Source organism: uncultured Endozoicomonas sp., assembly GCF_947495845.1.
In the GTDB taxonomy this organism is placed as follows: domain Bacteria; phylum Pseudomonadota; class Gammaproteobacteria; order Pseudomonadales; family Endozoicomonadaceae; genus Endozoicomonas.
This window is the reverse complement of sequence record NZ_CANMAO010000001.1, coordinates 204,436-218,501: the sequence shown is the minus strand read 5'-3', so window position 1 is coordinate 218,501 and position 14,066 is coordinate 204,436. Positions and strand designations below refer to the sequence as shown.

At 44.7% G+C, this 14,066-nt stretch carries 11 protein-coding genes; 3 read left to right on the top strand and 8 right to left on the bottom strand.

Features of this window, described 5'->3' with window-relative positions; genetic code table 11:
* The first annotated feature begins 40 nt into the window (after positions 1-40).
* Positions 41-1,456 carry an adenylate/guanylate cyclase domain-containing protein gene (locus Q1B11_RS00915; RefSeq protein ID WP_299725946.1) on the top strand — a complete coding sequence of 472 codons (1,416 nt, stop codon included), beginning with the start codon at positions 41-43 and terminating at the stop codon, positions 1,454-1,456.
* Between the two features lie 1,517 nt (positions 1,457-2,973).
* Here the strand turns inward: Q1B11_RS00915 and Q1B11_RS00910 are convergent.
* Positions 2,974-3,786 carry a hypothetical protein gene (locus tag Q1B11_RS00910; RefSeq protein ID WP_299725943.1) on the bottom strand — a complete coding sequence of 271 codons (813 nt, stop codon included), beginning with the start codon at positions 3,784-3,786 and terminating at the stop codon, positions 2,974-2,976.
* 31 nt (positions 3,787-3,817) lie between these two features.
* On the bottom strand, positions 3,818-4,117 hold the full coding sequence (locus Q1B11_RS00905) for a hypothetical protein (protein ID WP_299725940.1): 300 nt from the start codon (positions 4,115-4,117) through the stop codon (positions 3,818-3,820).
* A gap of 197 nt (positions 4,118-4,314) precedes the next feature.
* Between Q1B11_RS00905 and Q1B11_RS00900 the strand changes: the two genes are divergently transcribed.
* Positions 4,315-5,676, top strand: coding sequence for a hypothetical protein (locus Q1B11_RS00900; protein ID WP_299725936.1), 1,362 nt, complete (start codon positions 4,315-4,317; stop codon positions 5,674-5,676).
* An 82-nt stretch (positions 5,677-5,758) separates the two neighbouring features.
* Here Q1B11_RS00900 and queF read toward each other — a convergent pair whose 3' ends face one another.
* From queF to nth, 6 genes are all read right to left on the bottom strand, one after another.
* Complete coding sequence (gene queF, locus Q1B11_RS00895; RefSeq protein WP_299725933.1) at positions 5,759-6,595, bottom strand: NADPH-dependent 7-cyano-7-deazaguanine reductase QueF; 837 nt, start codon at positions 6,593-6,595, stop codon at positions 5,759-5,761.
* Between the two features lie 54 nt (positions 6,596-6,649).
* Positions 6,650-7,459, bottom strand: coding sequence for an ABC transporter permease (locus tag Q1B11_RS00890; protein WP_299725930.1), 810 nt, complete (start codon positions 7,457-7,459; stop codon positions 6,650-6,652).
* A complete protein-coding gene (locus Q1B11_RS00885) occupies positions 7,456-8,415 on the bottom strand; it encodes an ABC transporter ATP-binding protein (protein ID WP_299725927.1) in 960 nt (319 codons plus the stop codon). Before Q1B11_RS00885 ends, Q1B11_RS00890 begins: the two co-directional genes overlap by 4 nt.
* Positions 8,416-8,659: 244 nt before the next feature.
* Positions 8,660-9,559 (bottom strand): TIGR01777 family oxidoreductase, encoded by a 900-nt coding sequence (locus Q1B11_RS00880; RefSeq protein ID WP_299725924.1) that lies wholly within the window; start codon positions 9,557-9,559, stop codon positions 8,660-8,662.
* A gap of 120 nt (positions 9,560-9,679) precedes the next feature.
* Positions 9,680-10,885 (bottom strand): tryptophan synthase subunit beta, encoded by a 1,206-nt coding sequence (gene trpB / locus Q1B11_RS00875; protein ID WP_299725921.1) that lies wholly within the window; start codon positions 10,883-10,885, stop codon positions 9,680-9,682.
* A 315-nt stretch (positions 10,886-11,200) separates the two neighbouring features.
* Positions 11,201-11,833 carry an endonuclease III gene (gene nth / locus Q1B11_RS00870; protein WP_299725918.1) on the bottom strand — a complete coding sequence of 211 codons (633 nt, stop codon included), beginning with the start codon at positions 11,831-11,833 and terminating at the stop codon, positions 11,201-11,203.
* Between the two features lie 116 nt (positions 11,834-11,949).
* Here nth and Q1B11_RS00865 point away from each other — a divergent pair, with 116 nt between their 5' ends.
* Positions 11,950-14,046 (top strand): hypothetical protein, encoded by a 2,097-nt coding sequence (locus Q1B11_RS00865; RefSeq protein WP_299725915.1) that lies wholly within the window; start codon positions 11,950-11,952, stop codon positions 14,044-14,046.
* Positions 14,047-14,066: the final 20 nt, after the last annotated feature.

The following is a 14,066-nucleotide window of genomic DNA, read 5'->3' as shown; positions in this document are numbered from 1 at the left end:
AATTACTGAATCCATCGGACAGTCATAAAACCTGAGAATCATGCAAGCCAAAAACTACACCCCTGCAGCATCCTTAAGCACAACGGCGCCTATTCAACCACGAGTACTTGCCTACTGGATTGCTGCGTCTGTAGTTGTCTACTTTCTCGCCAACGAACTGCTTTCCTGGACATTTCTGAGCCTTGTTGGCTACTTTTCTATTTTCCCCTGGGCTTCTAATAAACTGGTCAACAATTTTATTCAGAGTGAAAACAAAGCTGTTGTTGAGAATAGAAGACGCCTTACCCTGTTCCTGCTCGACAGCCTGAACACAGCGGCTGTGATCACCTTTATGAACTTCCCGCTGGTCAGCAGCATGTTGATTGCCGCACTGATGATCTCCAGAGCCCTATATCTGCAAGGAGCAAAAGGATTTCTTCTATTAGTGCCTGCTGCCGGTCTTGGGTTTGCTATACAACAGTTTATTGATATTCAGACCAAGATTACCAAAGGTCAGGATTTAGTTTTTATCAGCCTGCTGGTCTTTACGCTATTTTCAGCCTTTCTGGCTTTTGTCATGCGGGATAAAGAAAAAAAATACCAAGAAATTCAGATGAATGCCCAGCAACAACGACAGCGTTACAGCAAACTCGCCAGTAACCTTTCCAAATACCTTCCCCCTCAAGTGTGGGAATCTATTTTTGCCGGCAAGCGCAATGTAAAGCTGGAAAGTCAGCGAAAAAAACTGACTGTTTTCTTTTCGGATATCAAAGGCTTTACGGATCTTGCTGAAGAGTTAGAACCGGAAGCCCTGACCGGCCTTCTGAATACCTATCTGAACGACATGTCACGTATTGCCATGAAGTATGGTGGCACCATCGATAAGTTTGTTGGTGACAGCATCATGATTTTCTTTGGTGACCCCAAAACCAAAGGTGCACGCAAAGATGCGCTGGCTGCAGTAAGCATGGCCATTGAAATGCAAAAGCATATGCAAGTACTGCGCAAACAATGGATTGGAGAGGGGATTGAAAATCCACTGAGGATCCGCATTGGTATCAATACCGGCTTTTGTACGGTGGGTAATTTTGGCGCTGAGTTCCGGATGGATTACACCGCTCTCGGGCGGGATGTAAACCTGGCAAGCCGTCTGGAAAGCTCTGCAGAGCCTGATCAAATTCTGGTTTCCCACGAAACGTGGTCACTGGTAAAGGATGTTGTTCTGTGCCAATCCAAAGATGAAATTCAGGTAAAAGGCTTTAGTCGTCCAGTTCCGGTTTATAGAGTCATTGATCTTCGCCGGAATATGGGCCTGCAGAAAAGCTATTTGGAATACGATGCTAAAGGGTTTTCTTTAAGCCTTGATACTGACGACATCAATGTTTTTGAACGCAAAAAAATTCTGCAGAAGCTGGAAGAAGCCACTCAAAAGCTCTTGAAGGATGATGTAGCGACGACAGCAAACCCGGAAGTATAAGAAAGAGAAATCATTGACGATAAATCTATAAATATTTCATCCATCCAATCTGCTGCCAATAGCTAAGCTGAACTGATTTATATAAAGGCTTTTCAGCGCTTCATGGATCAGTTACTACATCAAACCTGCAGCCTTGGCTCAGAGACTTGTTCCAGCTATTGGGAATCGTCTTCACGATCAAGCTCAGTGAAAACAGTCCTTGCTTACAGAAACCATAAAGTTACAAAACCGGATCCGGAAAAAGTCCCCACCTCTGTTCAACTGGCTATGGCCCGCGTCAAAAGCGAGTTAGGTGGTGCCCCTGATTATTGTTCGAAGTTGGCTATAGCAGGATATGTGATTTCAGTCGTTAATAATTCCGATATAAATAAAGGGCTTTATATAGCGCCCAAGAATAAAACAGAACACGAGCAACCAATCAAAGAATTCATACCAAACCCGCCTTGCTGGCATGAACGGCTTGACGCACTTATCGAACAGTATAAAGACACACAGGATAAGAAGGACATCAAAACCAGTTGGCGACATCGTCTTCTAAGAAACCCCTTTACACGACACCAATCCAGCCACGTTTCACACCTATGTAAGGAAATGAAAAACCACCTGCCTGATGACACCTATAAATCCATCCATAAATATTACAAAGCGGGCACTAGCAAACAAAAGCTTGAAAACCTAGCCAAAGCAATAAAGAGTCATGGTGGTGATGAGGTTGTCACAGCCTTTGAAAAGGCAATGGGCATACAGCATACAGACGCTCTTAATCAAGATACCCAGCCTCATTCATCAGGTTATTCCCTTCCCAGCCCCCCACTCGATGAAACAAAGAATGTTGAAGTTACTCTTGAGGATTTTAAACCCAAGGAAAGCGAGTCAAACTTTGCAACCATCAGGCGCACACCTTCAGGGAGCAGCAGAAGGCACCAACTAAGGGGAGAAGCAAAACAGAATTTACCAGCCACCCGTCATTCCCACGCAGGAGGGAATCCACCACGAACAATGGATCCCCGCCTTCGCGGGGATGACGATGGTAAGAAACCGAATGCCTCTCCCCTAAGGACGCCTATGCTCTATGGCACGCCAAGGCTTGGTGAAAATACAGCCAGCACCGATCTACTTCCTCATAGAAGCAATCACAATGCATATCTACAGCCACAGCGCCCTTTTTCCATTGCCGAAGAACCTCGAAGAAATAAACCTGAAGAAATGACTCGACACTGGGCCTTTGACAGCAGGAGGCAAACAAGTGGCACTCAATGTCAAAGCAGTGAGTCGCGCCCCGTGTCACTCAGTGGTACTTTGCCCACTAATAAACTTAAGCCACTAATACCAGAGCGGCGTTCTAGCCGTGCTTCAACCATCTCTAATTACACGAACGTCAGGGCTGACCAAAGACCTTCCGGTCAGCAGTATCCATCCACGCATTCTTATCAACAATCATTATTAGAATATAAATATCCAAACTTAGACCCGGATGATAAAGAAGAGGATTATTCGTTCATGTGGGGTAGCCCTTATTACCCAGAATCTCCAGAGGAAGGTTCATTTGACTTCTGGTCATCATCATCAAATGCAGCCCAGCCCTCAGGCGTTTTGCCACCCTTATCATCAGTAGCCGGAGTAGGTTCATCGAACACATTAAAAGCTGTGCTCATTGAGTCGCCTTTCTCTGCGGAGCCATCTTCTGACACTCCTGAAAGCTTGCTTGATGAAGCAAAAAGTACACCTCCACTTCTATGCTCTCGATTCCCAACGCTGGTCTGATGAGCCGATAGCTTCAGTCTGCTTGCGGCAGAGCCTTGATAGGAGGAGCGCAGCCCCCCTCTTGTAAACATGCCAAAACTGGTTTCCGATGAAGCTGTTGTAACTAGACAATCAAGCCTGGAACTGGCAGGACTTCTCCTTTCCAAAAATGGTGTTTGCAACAAAAATCGGCTTGAGCTGACAGGTATTTGTCTATTGAGTACTCTTTCGACATCACCTCTCAGTGATGACATGCCAGCCTGCCCCAGCACTGCCAAAAAAGCATCATACGCCTCTATTCCAGTAAGCTTGATTGCTTTGAGTAGCCTATGTGAGTCAGATCCCATTTGTTTTTCAAACTCCTGTTTTAACTCTTTGGACTTATCTGGCTTTCTTTGTATCTCAAGTTCACTGCTGATGCTTTGAAGCAGATTTTTCCCATAAACATCATCGCTTCCCAATAATGACTTAAAAGATTGTTTTTTTGTTTTCCTGGGAAAAACGCTTTCCATTAATAAAGTAATTTCGTCATGCCAGCATATTAGTTGATAAGGAATATCTTGATTTTTAACATCTACTTCTTCCACTGTTTCTTTTTTGGGGTTACCCCTGAGAGTTTCAATTATTAAGGGGGGGGAGTTCTCCTCCCATCAGCACTGCAATGGCTCTCTGTTTATGTTCGGGCATATCAGAAGCAAGCGCTCCAATCTGTGTAATAAGACTAAAGACGTGTGAAAATTCACCGCTATCAGACACTATGCTTACATCATGACCGAAAAAAGCGTTTTTTTTCGGTGTTTCAGGAGCAGACCCATTTTGACAAAATGGGTTCGTGCTTTTACTGAGATTCACTTCTGAGTTTGTAACATAGCTATCAAAGTATGCCGAGTCTGATCCACTTCCAAATTTCACTTCCATAGTGAGCCTTACCACCTTAAAAACTGAATTTAGATAGTCAAAATAGCAGCTAATTTCACTCTAATATGCAATTTATGAGATAGCACATTTTACTTTTATAAAAAAAGCTCATAGCGAATAAGATAATAGAAAACAATATCTCTGTCGATTGAAAAATCTACTATGCTAAATCACCTAATTACTTTCATAATCAAGTCATGGATAACTCTTCTTCATTAAGCCGAACTTCGTCTGACTCTTACGGTTTACATAAAAAACCAGATCAATCAGTCGGGAGCCGACCCACTTCTGTTAAATACAGTTCAAGTCAAAGTACATATTACGTAACCTGTGTTTTTCTGGCGGAAAATCTGGCGATATACAGCAAAGAACTTCCCCCCGAAGAAAAGAAAGAGATTAATGTTCTTTTAAGGAGAGTCATAGAACACTCATCTTCTCCCACAAAAACATCCACTAACCAGGCACAAAACAGCTCTAATGAAACTCAACTCTGGCACGATGAAGTGAGTAAATATTTCACCGATTTAAAGCATGGCATTGAAGCAAAAAAGACGACCTCCACCTTGTCGCTCAATAAAGGTAAAAAAGGTATCTCAGAATCAACCATATGCAGAGAGCTTTGCGATATAATAATTCATCAGGTAGGACTAACAGACAAAGCATCAACAATAAAAAAGTTAACCTCATTAACTAAATTCGAGAAATTTCTGTTAGAAAATGAGAAAAAAACATATGACGCTTTTAGAACAGTAATAGCTCTTAGTGGGCAACTCCAACAATATTTTCCTTTGAAATCTGAATCGGAGCAACTTCAACTAAGCTCTGTTCCAATGAATATAACACCCTCTCAGGAAAGTCATTTTAAACGTGGAGGCAACAGAGGCAACAGAGCCATCGTACCATCAGGGGATAGATATGAGATGCCAGCACCAATGACTGCAAATCCCTCCGATTCCTATATAGAGCGAGATGAACGTAGCCGCACTGGCTCAATGTCACAATATGAGCAAAATAGAGTAATAACACCTGACAGGCCCTGTAGAGCTACAAAAGATAGCACTAGCTCTCCTTTAGCAAGGCATACGCGCCATCCATTAATACCAGTAGCAAGCAACCCCCTGCCCAGAATAGATAAGAGCTTTCCGGAAACATCTATAGTTACTGCTACAAACGTTCACTCATCTCCGGTTTCTGCTCCTTGTTTTCCTATACATTTTTCACAAACCGGAAATATAGACCGGACAGGTCAGGAGGAGCCAATATTATCTTCCGGAAATGTTCATAATTTTACGACCCAAAAGACTGAGCAGCCCAATAGTGTTAAGCAACCTCCTGCTAAACCAAAAAGAAATAAATTATTGCAACAAAGTAATCATGGCTCAGCAGTAGTGATCACAAACCAGCCAGCAGATGGTAAATCAGGAAGAAATCATGCAAATATTGCGTCGGTGTTAACAAATGAATTACATTCCAGCAAACACCAAAATCGTAGAGATATACCGTCAACAAGTTTTATAAGGGACACTGGTGATAGCGATGATGAGGTATTCCCTGTCTAACCAAGGAGAAATATGAGCAGAGCAAGAAACACTCTGCTCCATCACTGAATCAGCACTACATGTACGTAATAATAGATAGAAGTTACTGCCGAACAAACCGAAGCGCTTCCGGATTCACATCCAACGTGCTGCGCCAGGGGTTTATGTCCAACCCTCCCCGTCGCAGGTATTGGGCATAAACCGTCAAGACATCCAGCTTGTAGTGTTTCTGCAAATCCACAAACACCCGCTCGGCACATTGTTCATGAAACTCTTGATGGTTGCGAAAGGAACAGATGTATTTCAGCAACGCTTCACGATCAATGGCTTGCCCACGATAACTGATCACCAACGTGCCCCAGTCGGGCTGATCCGTTACCGGGCAGTTGGATTTCAGCAGGTGGGTATTCAGGGTTTCGTTGATCATTTCCCCATCATTGGGAACACTTCCAGCCAGTAAATCCGGGTTGTATTGATAGCAATCGATGGCAATATCCAGGTCATCAATATTCACTCCGGGAGTGCTATCAACACCGCGGTCTTCGAATGCTTCTATCGTCATCAGCATTACTGAAACCTGCGCCTGAGCCGTGTTGGAAAGATCACAGATCAGGGCTTTTTCAACATCGTGTTCACTGTCGAACCGGGTTTCATTGAATGAGTTCAGATAGAGTTTGAACGACTTGGATTCAATCACACAGGCGGAATCGCAGGGAATTTCAAACCGGGCAACCCGCACCATCGGCTTGCCGGAAGCACTCAGCCACGAGAGCTCATAGGCATACCAGAGATCACGACCAAAAAAAGGCAGGATATCTCCAGAAATGCCCAGCTCTTCGCGCTTCTCCCTGCGCTCAATAGGATACAGAATCGTCGGATCGTATTCGGATTTGTAGCCACTGTTTTTACCCAGCGGCGAAGCGTGCAGAGCATCAGACATAATTCAACTTCTTATGGAACGAGCTACTTATAAAACAAGCAATTTCCTAAGCAATCAACTTCTCAGCCCCCGGCCACTTTTCAGCAGGTGCAAACTGAACACACCCAGTGCAACAATGGCCAGTAGCATCACAGCAAAAGCAAAACCGGTATCAATGCCACCGGCTTCACCCAGAAGTCCATAGCGAAAGGTATTCACCTGGTACAAAATCGGGTTCAGCATGGATGCTTTCTGCCAGAACGCCGGAAGTATCTCGATAGAGTAAAATACACCGCCCAGATACGTTAGAGGCGTCAGGACGAATGTCGGAATGATGGATACATCATCGAACTTTTTAGCATAGACGCCATTGATAAATCCGCCCAGTGAAAAGAGGCTTGCCGTCATCACCAGCGCAAGAATCGTAACAGTCAAATCGTATAACTGGATATCGACAAAAAACAACCCGAGGGTCATCACTATCGCACCGGTGATCACGCCCCGGGCAACACCGCCAAGCACATAACCCGCCAGGATAATCCAGTCCGGCACCGGCGAAATCAGCAACTCTTCAATGCTGCGCTGGAATTTATTACTAAAAAACGACGATGCAACATTGGCAAAACTATTGGTAATGACAGACATCATTACCAACCCCGGCAATACATAGGTCATATAATTGAAACCGCTCATGGTACCGATTCTGGAACCAATCACTGCACCAAAAATCAAAAAATAAAGCACCATGGAGATGGCTGAGGGCAGCAGCGTCTGCGGCCAGATCCTCATAAATCGACGGACTTCTTTGACAAATATAGTGACAAAAGCGACCCAATTATAATAATACTCTGTGCGCCACTGTCGTTTTTCACGGTAGGATTTCATACTGCAGCCTCCTGCCCTGACGCCCTTTCCTCACTATTTGCCAAACCACCATTGGTCATGTTGACGAAGAGTTCCTCAAGTCGATTACTTTTATTTCTCATACTGGCGACTTCTATTTGATACTCGCTGAGCTGACGAAACAGATCATTTACTCCGCGATTTTTATCCACTTCCACTTCCAAGCTCATCGGATCTAATTGGCGCACTTGATAGCCGGAAAAGGTCGGTAGCGCTTCCATTGGCTTACTCAAATCCAGAACAAAGCTCTCTTTTTGCAGCAAACTCAGCAGTTCTTTCATGCTGGTGTTTTCAACAATGTCGCCCTGATCGATGATGGCAATATTCCGACAAAGTTGTTCTGCTTCTTCCAGGTAATGTGTGGTCAGGATGATGGTCGTGCCCTGATCATTTATCTCTTTAATAAACTCCCAGAGACTTCTTCTCAATTCGATATCCACACCCGCAGTGGGTTCATCGAGAATCAACAACTCCGGTTCATGCACCAGCGCCCGGGCAATCATCAGCCGTCGTTTCATACCACCGGAGAGCATTCTGGATTGACTGTGTCGTTTATCCCAGAGGCCAAGTTGCTTCAGGTAATAATCAATCCTTGGACGAGCCTGTCGAGTAGAAAGGCCATAGTAGCCGGCCTGTGTGTACAGAATATCTTCCACTTTCTCGAACAGGTTAAAATTAAATTCCTGGGGAACCACACCAAGAGATCGCTTGGCTTTCACCAGATCATGGTCAATATCATGCTCAAACACAGAAACTGAGCCCGATGTCTTACGAACCAGTGAAGAGATAATGCCAATAGTGGTGGACTTGCCAGCACCGTTCGGGCCCAGCAGGGCAAAGAAGTCACCGCTGGAGACATTGAGATCAATGCCTTTGAGAGCGGTAAAACCGCCGTCGTATATTTTCTTAAGATTTTTAATGGACAGAGCCTGGGTCATGATCCTCAGCCTTGAGATCGTTTTATTCTGTCCACGATTGTATTACAAATTCATATCTTAATTTTCATTTTTATAATGAATATACCCAAAGGATTTCAAGTTGCTACGCGGCGGCAAGTGAGCGAAGCCCGTGAGCCTACAAATAGTAGGTGATCGGGGTAAGCAAACGTAGCCAACAAAGTAGCAACTTGAAAGGCGACGGGTATAGTACTTTTCATTCATCTCAAACCTGAGTAATCCAAGGTTACAACAGAGATGACAGGGCTTGAGTAATATTGCGATAACTAAACGTAAAACCAGCTTCCTGCAAACGCTTGGATTGTACGGCCTGCCCTTCTGTTAATAACTGAGCCGCTTCACCAAGCGCCAACTTTAAAGCACAGCCTGGCACCGTAAAAAAGGTTGGCCGCCTCAGCGCTTTTCCCAAAGCCTGAGTCAACTGTTTGTTCGTCAATACCTCGGGGGCAACACCGTTAAAGATGCCACTGGCACTGTCTTCTGAGATCAAAAACAGCAGTGCATCCACCAGATCCTGTCGGTGAATCCATGGCATCACCTGTTTGCCATCACCAATGGCGCCACCCAGCCCAAGCCGGAATGGCGGTAGCATCTTTTTAAGTGCACCTCCGTCCGGATGCAACACCACACCAATGCGAACGATACAGGTTCGGACGCCAAAACGCTCAACTCGCTTGGCGGCACGTTCCCAGTTTTCACAGAGCTTGGCGGCATAATCCTGCCCGCGACCTGCAGACTCGTCTAATGGTTCAGAGCTGATATTCACGCCGTAATACCCCACCGCTGAGGCACTGATAAAGCAATCCGGCTTGTTTTCCATCTGATCAATAAGATCCACAAGCTCTGTCGTTAAACCTATACGACTGTCTTCCAGTGCTTTTTTACGGGCTGGGGTCCAGCGTTTATCCATTATCCCCTCACCAGCAAGGTTAATAACGGCATCGAAGTAGGTAGAAGGATTCACCGCAGAAATGGACGAGACTGACTGCACCCGGTTAGACAGTTTGGATCGAATAGTAGATGCTGGCTGCCGACTAAGCACCATCACCTGATGGCCACCATCCAGAAGGTGGTTAACTAATTGACTGCCAACAAATCCAGTTCCGCCAGTAATTAGAACTCGCATTATTCAGGAAACTCCCATAATTGAGACAGCCTTTAAACTTTATATCAGCAGAGCAGCATAAGTTCCATCATAAAAGCTTCACCTGATGCCTACAAAGACCTCCGGTGTTATCAGTACAGATTAAAGCCCCAACTTCTCAACAACAAAATCGAGATCTTTATCACCGCGCCCACTAAGGTTAACCAGAATACTCTGGTCAGAGGGCAGGTCTCCTGCCAATTTCATTGCATACGCAACCGCATGAGCGCTTTCCAACGCCGGAATAATGCCTTCTTTACGAGACAACGCCATAAATGCATCCAGACACTCCTGATCCGTTGCGCTCTGATACTCCACACGACCAATGTCTTTCAAGTAACTGTGCTGAGGGCCAACACCCGGATAATCAAGACCGGAAGCAATAGAGTGAACCGGTAAAGGCTCTCCGGCTTCATCCTGCAACACATAGCATTTGAAACCATGGATCGCACCCGGTTTACCCAACGTCATGGTTGCTGCATGTTCTGGAGTGTCCAGCCCTTTACCGGCTGGCTCTACGCCGATAATCTTTACATCGTTATCGTTTAAAAATGCGGTAAACAAACCAATGGCATTACTGCCACCGCCGACGCAGGCCATCAAATATTCTGGCAGCTTGCCTTCCATCTCCTGAAACTGATCACGGGCTTCTTCACCGATAATCTGTTGAAAATCACGAACCATCATGGGGAATGGGTGTGGGCCAACCACTGAGCCAATGGCATACAGTTGAGTTTCCGGATCAGCAAGATAGGCTTCAAAAGCACTGTCTACCGCATCTTTCAGCGTTCGGGTACCAAAGGTCACAGGCACCACTTTACAGCCCAGTATTTTCATACGTGTGACATTGGGCGCTTCTTTTTCGATATCAACCTGACCCATGTGGATTTCACACTCAATCCCCACCAGGGCACAGGCAGTTGCCATGGCGACACCGTGCTGACCCGCACCGGTCTCTGCAACCACCTTTTTCTTGCCCAGGTATTTTGCCAGCAGTGCTTCACCAATGGCGTGATTGATTTTATGGGCGCCGGTGTGATTCAAATCTTCCCTCTTGAGGTAGATTTTCGCGCCACCGATAGCATCTGATAGTCGTTTGGCATAAAAAATCGGGCTGGGCCTGCCTACGTAGTGCTTGTATAACGTATGCAATTCTTTGCGGAAAGCGGGGTCCTGACGAATAGTTTCGTAAGCTGCTGTCACGTCAGCAATGGCTCTTTCAAGCGCCGGGGGAACCATGGAGCCACCATACTCACCAAAATGGCCAGTGGCATCTGGCATGGGTGCGAATTCTATTGTTGTACTCATGTCGCTTACCTGCTGTTAGATAATCTCTGTTATCTTGGGGCTAATCATTGCCCTGACTTGTTATCTTTCTATCATTGTAAGAATGCCATTATTTACAATATTTGTCCTACCGTTTTGAACTCGTTAAGTACCCGTCCATATGGAATCGAATATTTCTGGCTTGTTGATCAGGTTCTCTGCAAGGCGCAACGGCGGGAGCATAGCGAGCTATGTGACCAGAGTTGCAACGCAGTCAGAGGGGCTGATCAATGAGTCAGAAAATATGATTTCATATGGTTGGGTACTTATATGAAGTGATAAACAGAATCAAAGCCATCAGGACGTTTTCTGTTTGTACTCACATAGGTCTTCAATGATACAACTGCCGCACTGGGGCTTTCTGGCTTTACATACATATCGGCCATGCAAGATCAGCCAGTGATGAGCATCCATCAAAAACTCTTTTGGAATAAGTCTCACCAAACGCTTTTCAACTTCCAGTACATCTTTGCCAGGCGCAATGCCGGTCCGGTTGGAAACCCTGAAAATATGGGTATCCACCGCCATGGTTGGTTGTTTAAACGCAGTATTTAAAACGACGTTTGCCGTTTTTCTTCCTACACCCGGCAAGGCCTCAAGGTCTTCACGACTGTCCGGAACGATACTGTTGTGTTTTTCTATCAGGATACGGCAAGTCTTGATGACGTTCTCCGCCTTAGCGTTAAACAAACCGATCGTCTTTATGTATTCTTTCAACCCATCGACTCCCAACGCCAGAATAGCCTCTGGTGTATTGGCTGCCGGGTAGAGCTTATCCGTCGCCTTGTTCACTCCAACATCGGTTGCCTGGGCAGACAGAATAACCGCCACCAACAGCTCAAAGGGTGAGGTGTAGTTTAACTCTGTGGTTGGATTTGGATCAGCATCACGGAGCCTGCTGAAAATCTGGGTGCGTTTTTCTTTATTCATTTTTTCCAACAAAAACAATCGGTTAAAAAAAAAGCAACAAAAATCGATTGATATTTGAACGTTCGTATCATTTTTTGGTCTAAAGAGTAAACCCAAATGCGACGGAGAAGAATATCATGGATGTCAATAATGTCACCCCAATACCAGATCAAGCTCAACTTCACAATACCCAATACCGTTCAGTCAGGAAAGAAACTAATAATTCCGGTACGTTTACCAATCCAAAAAAAGTAGAGCCCACATCTCATTTATCATTTCAAACGATGAAACCGACCAGAGGTGAAAGTATCATCTTTAGAGAAGTCGCTCACAAAAATAATGGTGCACTCTCTCTTAAGTTTAAAGAAGCCTTGGAGGATGAATTTTCCACAGCTGCAGAGACGATACTGGAAGACACAGAGTTATTTGCTGACAGCATTGTTATTGAGGCTGAGCAGTTGAACGAACCTGAAGGACCGAGTCCAGATACCCGAGCCATTGAGGACATGATAACTCACACTGAGCAGGAGGATTTGCGGATACAACAAGCTGCCGAGGAGCTCTCTGGTGATGCACTCAATAGCGCTATGTCGGAACTTATGGATGAAGAGCTTTCCACCAGCACCCAGCCCCACCTTGCAGATGAGCAACCTACAACGTCCTCTGCAATACAGAACAATGAACATCCGGTAAATTTCGAAGCGACACCTTCTATCGTGACACTATGCAATATGTTGCAACACTCTACCTTCTCTCATGATCAGATAGAGATCGTTCACAGTGTTTTAAACGAACAATGCAGGCTCTTTAATAATAAGCATTTGGGAGACCTGGATGAAGCCAGCCGAAGAGCATTTGTTACTGAGCGCTTTTCTGCCTGCGACTACCCCAATATGCCTAAAATCTCTGACATATTGTCCCCTTTGAACAGTCATCATATTAACGCAGAGTCGGTGCTAACTATTTTACTAAGTTACGACTATCGACTGGAGTACAAGCTCAAGAATACGCCTGAAAGTTCAATGACAACATCAATGGGAAACCGCCTTCAACAGCCTTCATCCCTGATAACATTGAGCGGAATGCTACAGTATTCACGCATAAACCCATCACAGCTTGATTATATCCACTCTGTTTTAGAGGCAGAATGTCGACTATTTAAAAAATGTAAACTCATGGAACTGAACGCTGTCGATCAAAGACAATTTATTTCGCAGCGATTTGACGTTCGGAATTATTCCAAGCCTGGCAATATCAGCAAGGTTCTTGAGCGTGAAAGAGCACAACAAGTAGAACCTGAATATGTTGTTGAACTGTTTACAGAATATAAATACAAGCTGGAACATGCGATCCAAGTTTGGATGAAGAACAATAAAACAACATCGAGTGATCCCCTCACTCTATACCGGTTTGGTCGATGTGACCTCATCCCTGGACGATTAAATGAAGCTGGAAGAATCACTGAATTTAAGCTGGGTTTAGGTGCGCCGCTTTACGATAGTGACTACAAGACACCCGCCAATCAGTTTAATGGCAAAGGGATAAATGCAACGGACAGAAGAGTAGGTACTTACGAATACATTGATTATGCCCATAACAAGGGACAATGTGGCATTCTGGAGATCGAACTCAAATCAAAAACAACAGTGATTGACCTGACTGAAACATCAAAAATATTCACGAAAGAAGACCTCTCCAAGTTCAGGACCGCCATCGAAAATGGTTATTGTCATAATACGGGAGTGATCTATAAAACCCAAAATCATAAAGATAATCTTGGTCACCCCCATCATTATTACCTGATTCGGGATGATAAGGTTATTGCCAATTTGGAACTATACCATCCAAGCATGGCAGCTAAAGCTCATTATAATTTTCGGCCTGAGCACTTTGAAGGCTTTTCCTTATTCCCATGCATGACTCAATATCCGACATCTGAAAAGATTCCTGACTGCAAGTCTTTAGGGAAACGGAAAGTATACTCTCTTCGGCAATCGGGTGGTTTCAAAACAAAGGTGTATGCTTATAAAGTAGGTATTTTACAACCCGACTTACACAGACGATGTGTCACTTTTGGAGACTATGAAACCCGCTATTGCATTAAAGGGGTTAGTAACGAGCAAAATTACGTAGAGGTCAGACCTGCAGCACCTTTCAACAAAAAAGGTGACACATACTTTGATGAACCAACTTTTAAAGATTTTCATGTCCAGTATGGTTTACGCAAAAGGTAAGTTATGACTCCTCAAAGCAA